Annotated in this window: 15 protein-coding genes; 14 read left to right on the forward strand and 1 reads right to left on the reverse strand. The window is 58.2% G+C overall.

Translation table 11 applies throughout. The annotated features are described in order from the left end of the window. The 7 genes from rho to prmC all read left to right on the forward strand — a co-directional run. The coding region (gene rho / locus ACETWG_01685) for a transcription termination factor Rho (GenBank protein MFB0515297.1) at positions 1-240 on the forward strand (240 nt) is incomplete at its 5' end. Positions 241-273: 33 nt separating this feature from the next. Next, on the forward strand, positions 274-954 hold the full coding sequence (locus ACETWG_01690) for a CRISPR-associated endonuclease Cas6 (protein ID MFB0515298.1): 681 nt from the start codon (positions 274-276) through the stop codon (positions 952-954). Positions 955-990: 36 nt separating this feature from the next. Next, positions 991-1,389: a hypothetical protein gene (locus tag ACETWG_01695; GenBank protein MFB0515299.1), complete on the forward strand. Its 399-nt coding sequence runs from the start codon at positions 991-993 to the stop codon at positions 1,387-1,389. A gap of 15 nt (positions 1,390-1,404) precedes the next feature. Next, positions 1,405-1,617 carry a 50S ribosomal protein L31 gene (gene rpmE / locus ACETWG_01700; protein MFB0515300.1) on the forward strand — a complete coding sequence of 71 codons (213 nt, stop codon included), beginning with the start codon at positions 1,405-1,407 and terminating at the stop codon, positions 1,615-1,617. Between the two features lie 51 nt (positions 1,618-1,668). Further along, the gene (locus ACETWG_01705) at positions 1,669-2,655 is read left to right on the forward strand and encodes a DUF1385 domain-containing protein (protein MFB0515301.1); all 987 of its coding nucleotides are present in this window, start codon (positions 1,669-1,671) and stop codon (positions 2,653-2,655) included. Positions 2,656-2,664: 9 nt separating this feature from the next. Further along, positions 2,665-3,726, forward strand: a complete 1,062-nt coding sequence (gene prfA, locus ACETWG_01710; GenBank protein MFB0515302.1) for a peptide chain release factor 1 — start codon at positions 2,665-2,667, stop codon at positions 3,724-3,726. Further along, positions 3,723-4,685, forward strand: a complete 963-nt coding sequence (prmC, locus tag ACETWG_01715; GenBank protein ID MFB0515303.1) for a peptide chain release factor N(5)-glutamine methyltransferase — start codon at positions 3,723-3,725, stop codon at positions 4,683-4,685. Before prfA ends, prmC begins: the two co-directional genes overlap by 4 nt. Here prmC and ACETWG_01720 read toward each other — a convergent pair. After that, on the reverse strand, positions 4,669-4,881 hold the full coding sequence (locus ACETWG_01720) for a hypothetical protein (protein MFB0515304.1): 213 nt from the start codon (positions 4,879-4,881) through the stop codon (positions 4,669-4,671). The two genes, prmC and ACETWG_01720, sit on opposite strands and share 17 nt — an antisense overlap. Positions 4,882-5,423: 542 nt before the next feature. Between ACETWG_01720 and ACETWG_01725 the strand changes: the two genes are divergently transcribed. From ACETWG_01725 to ACETWG_01755, 7 genes are all read left to right on the forward strand, one after another. After that, a complete protein-coding gene (locus ACETWG_01725) occupies positions 5,424-6,269 on the forward strand; it encodes a geranylgeranylglycerol-phosphate geranylgeranyltransferase (GenBank protein MFB0515305.1) in 846 nt (281 codons plus the stop codon). 105 nt (positions 6,270-6,374) lie between these two features. After that, positions 6,375-9,887, forward strand: coding sequence for a DNA polymerase III subunit alpha (dnaE, locus tag ACETWG_01730; protein ID MFB0515306.1), 3,513 nt, complete (start codon positions 6,375-6,377; stop codon positions 9,885-9,887). Positions 9,888-10,028: 141 nt separating this feature from the next. Further along, on the forward strand, positions 10,029-11,096 hold the full coding sequence (locus tag ACETWG_01735) for a Fic family protein (GenBank protein MFB0515307.1): 1,068 nt from the start codon (positions 10,029-10,031) through the stop codon (positions 11,094-11,096). A gap of 529 nt (positions 11,097-11,625) precedes the next feature. Beyond that, on the forward strand, positions 11,626-12,117 hold the full coding sequence (gene dtd / locus ACETWG_01740) for a D-aminoacyl-tRNA deacylase (protein ID MFB0515308.1): 492 nt from the start codon (positions 11,626-11,628) through the stop codon (positions 12,115-12,117). A 17-nt stretch (positions 12,118-12,134) separates the two neighbouring features. Continuing rightward, entirely contained in the window at positions 12,135-12,563 is a 429-nt protein-coding gene (locus ACETWG_01745; GenBank protein MFB0515309.1) for a cobalamin B12-binding domain-containing protein, read from the forward strand. After that, positions 12,560-14,119 carry an acyl-CoA carboxylase subunit beta gene (locus ACETWG_01750; GenBank protein ID MFB0515310.1) on the forward strand — a complete coding sequence of 520 codons (1,560 nt, stop codon included), beginning with the start codon at positions 12,560-12,562 and terminating at the stop codon, positions 14,117-14,119. The genes ACETWG_01745 and ACETWG_01750 overlap by 4 nt, the downstream gene beginning before the upstream one ends. Beyond that, positions 14,116-15,558, forward strand: a 1,443-nt coding sequence (locus tag ACETWG_01755; GenBank protein ID MFB0515311.1) for a hypothetical protein, incomplete at its 3' end; no start/stop codon positions are given. The genes ACETWG_01750 and ACETWG_01755, both read left to right, overlap by 4 nt.

Here is a 15,558-nt window from a genome sequence, read left to right on the forward strand (position 1 = left end):
AATATGGAGCTGGTTCTTGACCGTAACTTGAGCGACCGAAGGGTCTATCCGGCCATTGATATCAATCGCACCGGGACCAGGCGGGAAGAGAAGCTCCTCACCCGGAAAGACCTCGCGCGCATCTGGATTTTGCGTCGGTTGCTCAACGACATGAGTGTCGTGGAGGCTATGGAATTCCTGCTGGACCGCCTCCAGCGAACGAAATCGAATCGCGAATTCCTCGATGCTATGAGTGACTAAGTCTGGCAATGTGTTGAAAAATGAGAGGGCTGCATGGTGGTTACACCTTCGGCTGAGACGGCCCGCGCAATCTGTGTAAGGTTCCATACTGACCATCCCATTATAGCAACCCCATACCAGCTAAAGGGAGTCATCATCCGGGATTACTCCGATCACCCAATCGTACCTTTCATCGACGGGGCATATCGGGGGCAGGTGCGTTATCCCCGGGTTCAGGTGAAAGTGTTACGCAACCAGCTGTGCATTTTCGGTCTGGGGGAGGGATATGACGTTGTCCATGCTTTCAAACAGCAGCTGAAATCATTTCAGATCGAGGACCAGACCTACCATGTCATGGAAGTAGACGCGCCTGAGAGTACGCTACAGCTCGATCACCAACCCGACAATTTTCTGCGCTATAAATTCATCACCCCCTGGGTAGCCCTCAACCAGCGTTCCCTGGCGATGTACCAAGCCCTGCTGCCCAAGGAGCGGGCGGCCTTTCTTAACCGCCTTTTGGTACAGAACCTGCTTTTTATTGCCCGGGAACTCGGATTTAACATCAGCTACACGGTCAGCGCGCGGGTAAAACTCCAGTCCTTGACTCCTCGGATTGTCGAAGATCAGGGGAGCGGCTCTTTCAAGGGCTACTTCACCTGCAATATGACCCTACCTGACTATCTGGGTCTTGGGAATGGTATTACCAAAGGACTGGGCACCATCGTTCAGATATAGCCCTAGCCGAAACCCGGTTCTGGAAGCACCATCAGAATGATGATTCTTTCTGACAGAGTATCCCTGGTCCAGAGCTCAATCACCCTGGAGATGACTGAACGGGCTGCCAGGCTGCAGGCCGCTGATGTGGATGTCATCAACTTGTCTGTCGGTGAACCGGACTTTACCACTCCGGGCCTTTCCTGCTGGAACCCAGCAGGCGCTTTATACGTTTTCTTGAGCGTCAGTGGGTTGTTTGTCAAGATAGCCAAAGGCCAGGCCCTTCAAACACCCAGGGATGTGACGGAGTATCCGGTCAGGCAGGAACCTGTAATTACTATAAGCGGTGAGGGATTTGGTGATCAGGAACACATTCGACTTTCCTATGCCGTTTCGGCTGAAGATATCATTGCCGCTATCGAGCGCACAGCAGCGGCGCTGGCCCGCTTAAATTAAGGAGATAGCAAAAATATGAAAAAAGACATACACCCCGAGTACCATCTAGTGACGGTTCGTTGTGCCTGTGGCAATACTTTCCAGACCCGTTCGACGGCCAAGGAGCTGCGGGTGGAAATCTGCAGCGCCTGTCATCCTTTCTTCACCGGGAAGCAGAAATTGGTCGATACTGCCGGCCGGGTGGAGAAGTATCGGCGCAAGTACCAGATCGAAGAGCCGGCCGACTAGCTGACGCGCACCAAGCACTATAACCTTGACGTGGAAAGAAAGCGTACCACTTTGCCAAAACAGCTGCAGACTGGCCGGACTCTCCCCCTGATTATGATGGCTGCCCAGTCCCGCATCCTGGTAGGAGGGCAGGCCGTCATCGAGGGGGTCATGATGCGCGTGCCAGGGGCCTATGCCGTGGCTGTCAGGAATCCCGACGGAAAAATCCAGACTTTATACCGGGCTTTCACCTCCGCAGCGGAACGCTCTCGCTGGCTGAAGCTGCCCCTTTTAAGGGGAATGGTGCATCTGTTTGAGGCCTTGAAGATCGGATTGTCCACGCTCAACTGGTCGGCGGAAGTGGCCTACCACGAAGAGGGGAAAAGCAAAGGCTCATTAACCAGTTTTTGGTCTACCTCCCTGGCCCTGGCGCTGGCCATCGGACTGTTTTTTGTGGCACCATTGTGGATCACTACCAAACTCCTGCAAGTAGAGCAGCAAGCAGTAGGGTTCAACCTGGTGTCGGGGGCCATCCGTATCGCCTTTTTCCTACTGTACCTGGGTTTGATCTCTTTAGCTAGGGATGTGAGGCGTCTGTTCGAATATCATGGTGCCGAACACAAGACGGTCTATGCCTTCGAAGCGGGTAAGGCCCTCACTATCGAAAGCACCCGTGACTTCCCCACACAGCACCCTCGTTGCGGAACCAGCTTCATCTTTATCGTTCTTATCGCCGCCATTCTAGCCTTTGCTCTAATTGACACCATCGTCCTGGCTCTGGTGGGGACAATCTCCCTCGGACTGCGGCTCCTGGTGCACCTACCGTTAATCCCGGTGGTGGCCGGATTCGGGTATGAAGCCCTCAAAGTCATAGCAAAGTACCAACACGTATCACTATTTCGCTGGTTGTCCCGGCCGGGGATCTGGTTACAGTACATTACCACCCGGATGCCCGATGATGAACAGGTAACGGTGGCCCTGGAATCTCTCAAGACCGCCTTCGGGGAGCAGCTTAAGGAGATAGAGGGCCGGCGGTACGTGGCCGACGCCATCGCCTGAGGACGAGTGATGATCGAGAAGCTCCAGGAAATCATTCAGCGGCACGACGACCTCGCCGCCCGCATGTCCGATACCGAAACAGCCTCTGACCCCCAGAAGTATGCTGAATTGGCCAAGGAGCACAGCGATCTGAGCGAGGTGGCGGAGAAGGCCCGGAGGTATGTGGACTTATGGGAACGCCTGCAGGAAGACGAAGAGATTCTCGAAGGGGACGATGCTGAGCTGAAGGAGTTGGCCCACGAGGAAATGCCGTCGCTCAAGGGTCAGCTGGAGGTACTTGAGGAAGAGCTCAAAATTCTACTGCTGCCCCGGGACCCTGATGACGACAAGCACACCATCCTTGAGATCCGTAGCGGCACCGGTGGTGAAGAGGCAGCACTTTTCGCGGGGGACTTATACCGCATGTACACGCGGTATGCTGAGCGCAAGGGCTGGGATACCGAAGTCATATCTCTATCCGAGTCCGAGACCGGCGGTGTTAAGGAGATTATCGTTTCGGTGAAGGGCAAGGGTGCTTATGGTGATCTGAAGTATGAGCGGGGCGTGCACCGGGTGCAGCGGGTGCCGGTGACCGAAGCCAGCGGGCGCATTCATACCAGTGCTGCGTCGGTGGCGGTACTGCCGGAGGCGGACGAAGTGGAGGTGGACATTGATCCTGCGGAGCTGAAGATTGATACATACCGCGCTTCGGGTGCCGGCGGCCAGCACGTGAACAAGACCGAGTCGGCGGTGCGCATCACCCATTTGCCCTCGGGCATCGTGGCGACCTGTCAGGACGAGAAGTCCCAGCACAAGAACCGGGCCAAGGCCATGAAGGTGCTGGCTTCGCGCCTCTATGCCCGGCAGCAGGAGGAGCAGCAGCGCCAGCGGGCCGACCAGCGCCGCAGCATGGTATCCACCGGCGACCGCAGCGCCAAAATCCGCACCTACAACTTTCCCCAGGGCCGCGTCACCGACCACCGCATCAACCTGACCCTCTACCGGCTCGGCGAAATCACCGACGGCGACCTGGACGAGCTCATCGAGCAGCTGCGGGTGCACGACCGGATGGAACGCCTGGCCGAAGTGTGACCGATCCCTCCACCGGCGCCAGCCGGTTTTTCAATAAAACCCATTCCAAATTCGCCACCTGGAGAGTCATCGACCTGATCAAGTGGGGCGCCCAATATTTCAGCGACCGCAAGATTGACAACGCCCGCCTGGAGGTGGAATGGCTGCTGGCCCACCAGCTGGGACTGCAGCGGGTGGACTTATATATCCAGCACGACCGGCTTTTGAGTGCCGACGAGCTGGCGGGCTTCAAGGCCATGATGAAGCGGCGGGTGAACGGGGAGCCATTCCAGTACATCCTGGGCAAGGCTCCTTTCTATGGTCGGGACTTCAAGGTCACCCCAGCGGTAATGATCCCGCGGCCGGAGTCGGAGGTGCTGATCCAGGTGCTGCGCCAGGGTCCGCCGCCCGCATCCATCCTGGACGTGGGCACCGGTTGCGGCTGCCTGGCCATCACCGCCGCCCTGCTCTATCCCGGGGCGCATGTGCTGGCGGTCGACATTTCGCCTGAGGCGCTAAACCTAGCGCGGGAGAACGCCGAAGGGCTGGGAGCGGGGAACGTGGGGTTTCAACAGGTGGATGTGCTGGCGGACGTTCAGTCACTCTTCGACGAAGATCAGGGCGACGGTTTTGATGCCATCTTGTGCAATCCGCCGTACGTGGCCGCGGAGGAGGTGCCCGCCCTGCAGCGGGAGATCCGCGAGCACGAGCCGCTGGCGGCAGTGACGGATGGGGCTGACGGTCTCACCCACTTCCGGCGCCTGGCGCAGATCGGACCCGAAATTCTGCGGCCGGGTGGGCGGTTGATCGTGGAAATCGGCGGGAGCCCCCAGGCTGAGCCGGTGGGGGCCATATTCGAGGGGTCAGGGGCTGAGGTTACCCTGCATAAAGACTTACAGGGAGATGCGCGGGTATATGCTGTCAGGTGGGAGGAGAGAAGTGCGTTAGCCGGCGGGCAGGGGATCAGAAGATATCCCTGAACGAGACGGCCGACATGCGCCGATCCAAATGAACGCGACGATCCATACCTGAGCGCCGCTCAATACCGGACCGGCGATCTTCGCTTATAGCCATTATTCCCAGCCGCCGATCCATATCTCTGCGGCGGGTCGCCATGGCGCTGGGGCGGGTGGTCGCCATCCCGCGTCGATCAGTGCTACTGCGTTGGTCTAACATCCTTACTCCTTTCAGGGCCGGCAACGACCAAGCGATATCCGGTCTGGATTAAAATTTAAATCAAGTTTACAGCTTTAGCCTGCACAAGTTGTGATATAAGTCACCTTTCAGCGGGCCTTCAAAACAGCAACAAACCGGCAACTCAGCCCCCGATTCTCCTTCTTGAAAGCCTGTAACGGGAGCATGCGGGGTGTTGGTGGGGTTCATAAGATTAATGGGGGGTAGTTTCGAGTTTCTAGTTACAGGTTTCTAGTTGACCCCTCATCCCAGCCTTCTCCCCAAGGAGAAGGAGACACGTAAATACCACAGTCGTAAGACACGCGATATCTCTTTGAGGGATTTATGAGATTGATGGGGGAATAGTTTCGAGTTTCTAGTTTCGGGTTTCTAGTTGACCCCTCATCCCGTCCTTCTCCCCAAGGAGAAGGAGACATGTAAATACCAATAGTTGCATGATGGGCGGTATTGACGGAGGGAAGATTACGGCCATTTCTCACTGTCAAGCTCTCCCCACGGCCCTTTTCATGCCCTAACTTCGGGCTGTGAAAGCCTTGCTAGCCGCGGTCAGGATGCTGCGCCCATTGAACCTGGTGCTGGGTGCGCTGGCGGTGCTGATCAGCGCGGCCCTGATGCCCGCCTGGCCGCCGTGGAGGGCCATCGGCTTAGCCATGGCGACCGTGGTTCTGTTCAACGCCGCCGCCAACGCCCTCAACGACTACTTCGATTACCCCATCGATAAGATCAATCGGCCGGACTGGCCGCTGGCATCGGGGGTGCTTCCCAGAGAGGCGGGCTGGGTGACGGCGGTGGTCCTTTTTGTTGCCGGTACCCTGGCGGCCTTTCAGCTGCCGCCCGCCGCTCGCACCATCGCCGTCTTTATCGCCCTGCCAGCGATGGTGCTGTACACGCCGCTATTCAAGGGGCTGCCGCTGGTGGGGAACCTTATAGTGGCGGCGATCCTGGGGCTGGCGTTTCTGTTTGCCGGGGCGGCGTTCGGGCATCTGGCTCTCATGTGGCCGCCAGCGGGACTGGCCTTCGGTTTCACCGTGGTGCGGGAGGTGGTGAAGGATGTGGAGGACGTGGCGGGTGACGCCAAGGTGGGCGTGGGTACTTTTGCGGTGCGCTGGGGGGTTTCGGCCGGCATAAAACTGACCCTGATCCTGACATTATTTTTGATGTTCGGCTGCCTGCTGCCGTACATTCTGGCCGTCTATGGCACCACTTACCTGGTGGCAGTGATTATTGGGGTCGAGCTTCCCCTTCTATACACGTTTAATTACCTGGATAAACATCCCAATCCGGCGGGGGCGGGATGGGTTGCAAAGGTCTTGAAAGTGGATATTTTCGCCGGCCTGCTGGCTATTTACTTATCGAAGTTTGATGTATGATCCTTCGACAAGCCCTTCGTCGGGGCTCAGGAAAGGGCTCAGGGTAAGGCTCAGGATGACATTTCCTTCGGCAGCCCACAGATGCTGTCCGGGGCGAAGCCCGGCATGACCGACTTCGTCCACCTTCACAACCACTCCGATTTTTCCCTGCTGGACGGCGCCCAGACCGTCAATACCATCATCGACACCGTCGGTGAGCTCAAGATGGACCGGGTGGCCATCACCGAGCATGGCAACCTGTTCAGCATGTTGCCATTTTACAAGGCGGCGGTCAGGGCGGGTATCCGGCCCATCATCGGCTGCGAGGTCTACGTAGCGAAGGGTGATCACCGGGAGCGACAATCCACCCGGCAGACGGGCTGGGGTTATCACCACCTGATCCTGCTGGCGAAGGATCAGGCCGGTCTGCGTAATCTGGTGAAGTTGGTATCCATCGGCTACCTGGAGGGTTTCTACTACCGGCCGCGGATCGACAAGGCCCTTCTGCGCAGTCACAGCGAGGGGCTGATCTGCACATCGGCCTGTCTCAAGGGGGAGGTGCAGGAGAATATTCTGCACGGGAATTACGCCGCCGCCCGGGATGCCGCCCGGGAACTGGCCGCGATTTTCCCGGACCGGTTTTACCTGGAGCTGCAGCGCCACGAGCTTCCCGAAGAGGAGATCGCTGTAGAGGCGAATATCAAGCTGGCCCGGGAGCTGGGCCTGCCGCTGGTGGTTACCAACGACTGCCACTATGCCCGGCGGGAGCACTGGGAGGCCCACGATGTGATGTTCTGCCTGGGTACGGGTAAGGACCGGGACGACCCCAACCGCCGACGCTACATCACGCCCGAGTTCTACATCAAATCCGCCGACGAGATGGGCCAGTTATTCAAGGACGTCCCCGAGGCGTTGGAGAACACCTTAGCCATCGCCGAGCAGTGCGCCGTGGAGCTGGACCTGGGACACCTGCACCTGCCCCAGTTTCCCATTCCCGCCAGCACCGGAACCCAGGACCCGGATGAATACCTGCGCCTGCTGGCCGAAGAGGGCCTGGAACAGCGCTACCAGGTGACGCCGGAGGTCAAGTCCCGGCTGGACCTGGAGCTGCATGTCATCAAGGACATGGATTACGCCGGGTACTTTCTGATCGTTATGGACTTCATTCGCTACGCCCGGAGCCAGCAGATCCCGGTGGGTCCCGGTCGGGGCAGCGCGGCCGGCAGCCTGGTGGCCTATTCCCTCGGCATCACCACTGTAGACCCCATGCGCTACAACCTGCTTTTCGAGCGCTTTCTCAACCCCGCGCGTATTTCCATGCCGGATATCGATATCGATTTCTGCCAGGATGGCCGTGGGAAAGTCATCGACTACGTAAAGCAGCAGTACGGGGAGAATGCTGTCAGCCAGATCATCACATTCGGGAAGATGAAAGCCCGGAGCGTGGTGCGAGATGTGGCCCGGGTGTTGGGGATGAGTTTCGGAGAGGCGGACCGTATTGCCAAGCTGATCCCGGACAGTCCCCGGATCACCATTGACCGGGCGCTGGCGGAAAACGCCGATCTGGAGCGGGCCGAGTCGTTGGACCAGACCCACAAGGAGCTGTTCGCTCACAGCCGGGTCCTGGAGGGGATGAACCGGCACGCTTCCACCCATGCCGCCGGGGTGGTGATCACCCCTGGAGACCTCACCGACTACGTTCCCCTATACAAAAATCCGAAGACAGGCGAGATCACCACCCAGGTCGATATGAACGGCCTGGAGGACCTGGGACTGCTCAAGATGGATTTTCTGGGTCTGCGCACGCTCACCGTCATTGACCAGACGGTGAAGATGCTGGCGGGGCGGGGCACGGAGGTGGACATTGAGCACCTTCTATTAGATGACGAGGTGACCTTTGAAATTTTTTCCAAGGGTCAGACCATTGGTGTATTCCAATTCGAGTCGCCGGGCATGCGGGAGTTTCTCAAGAAGCTCAGGCCTACCTGCCTGGAGGACCTGATCGCCATGAACGCCCTGTACCGTCCCGGTCCGATGGGCTATATCGACGACTTTATTGACCGCAAGCATGGCCGCAAACGGATTACCTATCTGCACCCGGCCCTGGAGCCGATTCTGAAGGGGACCTATGGTATCATCGTCTATCAGGAGCAGGTGATGCAAATTGCCCACGCCATTGCCGGGTTCAGCCTGGCCCAGGCCGACCTGATGCGCCGGGCGATGGGCAAGAAGAAGAAGCAAGAGATGGCCCGCATGGAGGCCGATTTTCTCAAGGGCGCTGCAGCTAATAACCTACCTGCGAAAAGTGCCCAGGAGATCTACGACCTCATCGCCCGCTTTGCCGAATACGGTTTCAACAAAAGCCACAGCACCGCCTATGCTCTGGTGGCCTATCAGACCGCCTACTTGAAAGCCCATTACCCCGCCGAGTTCATGGCAGCCAACCTGTCTTCGGAGATGAACAACCCCGACCGCATGCCAGTGCTCCTGGCGGAAGTCCAGGCCCTAGGTCTGGAAGTGCTGCCGCCGGAGGTGAACCATTCCGGCCCCACCTTTCAGGTGGATAGCGAGGGGCGCATTCGATTCGGGCTGAATGCTATCAAGCACGTGGGCCAGAAGGCGGCGGAGCATATCAAGTCGACCCGCGAGAAAACCGGTGGCTGGAAAACCCTGCCTGAATTTGCGGCTGCTATCGATCTGCACCTGGTGAATCGCAAGGCCCTGGAGTGCCTGGTGAAGTCCGGGGCCTGCGACAGCCTGGAGGGCCTGCGGCACCAGAAATTTGCCAGTCTGGACGAGACCATCAAGTATGCCCAGGGGGTTCAGTCAGGTGCCGATCCCAATCAGGAAAGCCTGTTCGGTGGCGAGAGTCAGCCGCTGCTGGTCTCCGAACCGGCCCTGCCGCAGGTTCCGCCCTGGACCGACCAGGAACATTTTGAAATGGAAAAGGAGTTGACCGGCTTTTACCTGACCGGTCATCCCCTGAAAGCTTTTGAAAATGACCTGCGGGAATTCTCCAACTATGACTTCAGCGATCCGCAGCAGGCATACAAACTGGAGCTGCTGCGTCTTGGTGGGACTGTGAATCGGCTGAAGAACCACCATACCAAGAAGGGACTGCCGATGGCCTTTTTTACTCTGGAGGGGCTGCTGGGCAACGTGGAGGTGGTGGTGTTCACTGACCTGTACTCACGGGTGAAGGACCTGTTAACCAAGGATGCGCGAGTATTTGTAATCGGGCGGGCTTCGACGCGGGGTCCCTTGGCTAACGACAGCCAGAGCAGTGATATTCCCGCAGCCGATGACACCCAGGAGGCAGCAGGCGGATTGAAGCTGCTGGCTGAGGACATTATCCCCCTGGAGGACTTGCGGCGGCGCATGGCAAAGCGCATCAATATCCGGCTTTATCTGAGCCGCCTGGAATCGGGGCTCATCCAGCAACTGCGCGACCTGTCTGATCAGTACCGGGGACCGTGTGAGCTCTGGCTGCACGTGGCGGACGACACCCAACCCGAGGGTTCCGGGCCGCTTCCGACCCGTCGGATACGCGCCACCGATCTGCGGGTCAAGCCGGAGGCGGGGTACCTGTCCGCGCTGCGCGGGCTGATCGGGGAGGAGAACGTGTGGGTTTCGCAATAGGATGTGGTCAGTTGTCCTTAGCGCAGGATGGAAAAAATATACGGCAGTAAGCCAATTTGAGGAATTACGACCCAACCTGCAAACCACAGTTATCGCCATGCCGGCGCGGGAGTATCAGCATCCTTATGGAGGAAATGAGCCATGATGACCTTGCGGCTCTTTTCCCGGGAAATCGAGGCCATCCCGGCAGCTACCTCATGGTATCTGGCTGATCTCGGGGAAGCGCGAGGTAAACAGGAATTATTTACCCGTCAATCCCCCCAACGGCTCAAGGCGCTTCGGGAACACGCCCTCATAGAAAGCGCCATTTCCTCCAACCGGATCGAAGGTGTGGAAGTAGATCAATCCCGCATTGCCACCATCGTTTTTGGAAAACCGCTCTTGCGTGATCGTGACGAAGAGGAGGTCGGGGGATACCGGCGAGCCCTGACCCTGATCCATGAGCAGGGTGCGCGACTACCGGTTTCAGAAGAGACCCTTCTGAGACTACATCGCCTGACGCGCGGTGAGATCCGGGATGCGGGTCAATACAAGGAGAAGGTAAGTGACATCATCGAAAAGTATCCCGACGGCCGCTCGCGGGTCCGCTTCAAAACGGTTCCCGCCGGAGACACACCGGCTTACATAAGGGAATTGGTAGAGCTTTATGGTGACGGCATCAAGGAGCGGAAGATCCCTCCCGCTGTGCTTCTGGCGGCTTTCAATCTGGATTTTCTTTGCATCCACCCCTTCCGTGACGGAAACGGGCGTGTCTCACGGCTTCTTCTGCTCCTGCAGTGCTACCACCTGGGGTTTGAGGTCGGGCGCTATATAAGCCTTGAACGCCTCATCGAGCAGAACAAGGAGAGGTACTACGAAACGCTGGAGCAAAGTTCCCATGGCTGGCACGAGGGCGAACATGACCCGTGGCCATACATCAATTACATTCTCTTCATTATTAAAACGGCATACCGGGAATTCGAGGTACGCCTCGGGCAGCTCGGGACTCCCAGGGGGGAAAAGACGGCCCTCGTGCTTCGTGCCATAGACAGGGCACCGGGCCCTTTTCGCATAGCCGAGCTTCAGAATGAATGCCCGAACGTCAGCATGGACCTGATCAGGCGGGTGCTGAAGAAATTACGGGCGGAAAACCAGTTGGAATGCCTAAGCCGTGGCCAAAAAGCCCAGTGGCGCAAAACGAAAAATTGGAAATTAGATAATACCCAATGAATTGGGTAATGAATTGGGTAAATATGGTAGATGTGTAAAAACTGGAAATTGCGAGTCATCACTGCCGCGACCTGTCAACTGATCGCGCCAACTTCCGGGTTCCTGGCCGCGCTGCGCGGGCTGATCGGGGAGGAGAACGTGTGGGTTTCGCAATAGGATGTGGTCAGTTGTCCGTGGTCAATGGTCCGTGGTCAGTAGTCCGTAGGGTGGAAAAGCTTCTATGTCAAGAACCCAATTTGAGAAACTGCGAGTCTACCAGTTTTCTGAAGAGTTGGCAGACAAGGTCTGGGAGATTGTTCTTGGATGGAAGCCATTTACGAAAGCACTGGCTACGAAGGGCTTTCCAAAGAAATCTTCTAAAAGATACTCAAACTGAGTCCATCCAAGCCTTAGTAGAGGAATTAGGTCCCAAACTCAGCGCATACATCAATTCCATTGGGCCACGCAAGTAAAATCATGACCACTAAATCCCTTTGACAGCGGGATTTGAACCATAGACAACGTACCAAAGGCAACGGACTAATCTCGAATGATCGCCGTCCTGCAGCGGGTATCTGAAGCCCAGGTTACTGTCGATGGCCGGGTTACCGGGTCCATCGGTACGGGGCTGGTGGTCTTGCTGGGAGTGCACCGGGACGACACCGAGGCTGACAGCAGCTTTCTGGTGGAAAAGACGGTTAATCTGCGTATCTTTAGCGATGAGGCAGGGAAAATGAACCTGTCTCTAATGGACGTAGGCGGCAGTGCTCTGGTGGTGAGTCAGTTTACGCTGGTGGGTGACTGGCGCAAGGGCCGCCGTCCCAGTTACATCAATGCGGCGCCACCCGAAAGCGGTGAACGGCTCTACGAGCATTACATGAATGGTCTGCGAGCACACGATATTGTCGTGGAGAGCGGCCTGTTCGGAGCGATGATGCAGGTGCAGCTGGTGAACGACGGTCCGGTGACCTTTGTTCTGGACAGCCGGTCAGAGGCCCGGCCCTTCGGTCCGTCGGCTGACGGACTCAGGACAGGCCCCTGACGGGCAAGGAGCGCTAGGTGCAGCGGAAAATCCGGATTCTGATGGCCAAGCCGGGTCTGGACGGCCACGACCGGGGCATCAAAGTCCTGGCCCGGGCATTCCGGGACGCCGGGATGGAGGTGATTTACCTGGGACTACGGCAGACGCCGGAGATGATCGTCCGGGCCGCCGTGCAGGAAGACGTGGACGTGGTGGCCCTATCAATTCTTTCCGGAGTCCACATGACTGTTTTCCCGCAGGTCAAAAAGCTGATGCTGGACGCCGGTCTGGACGATGTGCTCCTGACCGGTGGTGGGATCATCCCGCGTAAGGACATGGAAGCGCTCCAGCGGCAAGGGGTCGGCCGCCTGTTCGGTCCCGGAAGTGCGCTGAGTGAGATCGTGGCCTATATTACTTCGTGGGTGGAAGAGAACCGACCGGGCCTGGAAGAAGAGGCTAGCGGATGACGCCGCAGCAGCACCCCTCCAAGGAAGCCCTTCTGCAAGCTGCCCGGGAGGAAGCTCACCTGGGAGGTGGGAAGGAGCGTCTGGAGCAGCAACACGCCAAGGGGAAGCTCACCGCCCGCGAAAGACTGGATCTCTTACTGGACAAAGGTTCGTTCGTTGAAATGGACATGTTTGTCCGGCATCGAATGCGGGATTTCGGTATGGAGGACAAGCGTCCCCTGGGTGATGGTGTGGTGACCGGTTACGGCACCGTGGAGGGGAGGAGGGTATTCGTTTTTTCGCACGATTTCACCATTTTCGGCGGCTCGCTGTCCGAGACTTTTGCCGAGAAGATCTGCAAGGTGATGGACCTGGCGATGAAGGTGGGGGTGCCGGTGGTGGGTATCAATGACAGTGGCGGTGCCCGCATCCAGGAGGGAGTTCTCAGCCTGGGCGGCTACGCCGATATTTTTCTGAGGAACACGCTTGCCAGCGGGGTGGTCCCGCAGCTGAGCCTGATCATGGGTCCCTGTGCGGGCGGGGCGGTCTACTCACCGGCGATTACCGATTTTATCATCATGGTCAAGGGCACCAGCCACATGTTTGTCACCGGGCCCAACGTGGTGAAGACCGTCACCCACGAGGACGTTTCCTTTGAGGACCTGGGTGGTGCCGAGACCCACGCGACGAAGAGCGGAGTGGCGCACTTCGCCTGTGAAAACGAGGTCGAGGCCATTCAGTGCGCCCGGCGACTGCTCAGTTATCTGCCCCCGAATAATCTGGAAAGCCCGCCGCAGACAGCTACTGACGACCCGCTCGATCGGGAAGAGAAGCTCCTCGACGACCTGGTACCGGAGAATCCCAACAAGCCCTATGACATGCACCAGATAATCCTGGCGGTGGTGGATGAAGGCGAGTTTTTAGAGGTACAAACCGGCCACGCCACCAATATCATTGTCGGTTTCGCCCGTTTAGGAGGTCGCTCGGTAGGGATTGTCGCCAACCAGCCCTCGCACCTGGCGGGTGTACTGGATATCGACTCCTCGATGAAGGGTGGCCGGTTCGTGCGCTTCTGCGATGCTTTCAACATACCGCTGGTGACTTTCGTGGATGTTCCCGGCTTTTTGCCCGGCACCGATCAGGAGTGGCGCGGCATTATCCGCCACGGCGCCAAGCTGCTGTACGCCTTTTGTGAAGCCACCGTGCCCAAGGTGACGGTCATCACGCGGAAGGCGTACGGCGGGGCCTACGACGTGATGAGTTCGAAGCACATTCGGGGGGACATCAATCTGGCCTGGCCCAGCGCGGAGATTGCCGTCATGGGTCCGCAGGGGGCGGTGGAGATTCTATGGAAGAAGGATATCCAAGCTGCCGATGATCAGGAAGCGTTGACCGCGAAGTTGGCCCAGGAGTACCGCGAGAAGTTTGCCAATCCCTACATAGCCGCCGAACGGGGTTTTATTGACGATATCATCCCACCCCGTCAGACCCGCCCCCGCCTGATCGACGCGCTGAGCATGCTCGAAACCAAGGTGGACACCAATCCCCGAAAAAAGCATGGGAATATTCCCTTATGACAGGCCCGACTAGCATAGAATACCAACAGCTCCCGGCCCGCGAGCGGAAGCGCCATCTGGAGCACCACTTTGCCGAGAATTTTGAATCCCTGGCCTACACGCTGCTGGCCGATGTATATATCCAGGAGAATAACCTGGAGCGGGCCCGGAAAGTCTGCAGCATTGGACTGGATCATCACCCGAATCACGCTCCCGGCCTGTTCCTGCTGGCCACCCTGGCCTTACGTGAAGGACGTTTGGAGGAGGCGGAGGAGCTGCTATTACAGACCTTGAAGAGCGATGAATACCACCTGGAGGCGGCGGAACTGCTGGTGGCGGTTCAGGAACGGTTGCACCGCAAAAAGCCCATCCTTGAGAAGGCCTACCGCCGGTTGCTGCGGGCAAATCCTCTCAGCCGCGGGGCCCAGATGCGCCTCAAGCGCATTTATGCCGAAAGGGACCTCATCAAGGAGGTAGAGCAGGAGTTACGAGCCAGGCGGGGAGAGATAGCTGCGCCGGAGCGGGAGCGTGTTGAGCCGCGAGAGCCGGCGCGGGCCCGGGAGACTGAAGAAAAGGAGGCTCCAGCCGCGGCGGTTGAACTCCCCAGAATAGTAAGACCCCCTGCCGCGGCTGCCGAAGAAGCGGCCGCTGAACCGAGCTGGAAGGCCAACATTAAGCGACTGGCCGCCATTATGGCCACCACCGAAGAGAAACTGGCCGATGTGGAGCCCTGGCTAAAGATCTCCAAGGAAGAGGCAGGACTGGCCGATCTGGCGGAGCCGGTGACCTTACCAAAAAAGAAACCGCCAATAGAAGTGGAATTGTTGGGCGATCTTCTGGAAACGGCCGCGGTTGAGGAGAAGGAGGAGAAAGCGCCGGGCTGGCCTAAAGTAGAGGCCGCTGGAGAAGATGCCGGTCCCGAGGGCGAGCTGCTCGACAGGTTGGGCCTGGAACATGAGGAAAAGGCGGGGGAGCTGTTCGAACCGGGAGCCGTGGCCATCGGGGAAGAAGAGATTGAGCTGGAGGATAAAGGCTTTGAAACCACTGCTGATGACCACCGCAAGCAGGAGGAGGAGACCTATCGGACCGACATAGAATACCACCGAAGAGAGACCGAGCGGGAGAATGAGCTCATCAAGGCAGCGCCTGAGAGGGAAGCGCAGGAGGAACCGTTCGAAATCAGTCCCGAATCTCTCCAAGATGAAGACGAAGGTGCCCCGATTAAAGTAACGGTGGAAGAGGGGGAACCGGAGAAGGAGCCTTTCGAGCCCGGTGCCGTGGCCGCCGAGAAGGAAGAGCCCGGGCTGGAAGAAGCAGGAATCGAGACCGTGAGCGTGAGAGAAAAGAAGGCAGCGGAAGAGCCCTATCGAGCTGACGAGGAGTCCCTCCGGAGAGAGGCGGAGCGGGAAGACGAGATCATCGGGGCGGCTTTACCGGAAGAGGAGACAGCAGAAGAAGAA

This window comes from Candidatus Neomarinimicrobiota bacterium (genome assembly GCA_041862535.1).
In the GTDB taxonomy this organism is placed as follows: Bacteria; Fidelibacterota; Marinisomatia; order SCGC-AAA003-L08; family TS1B11.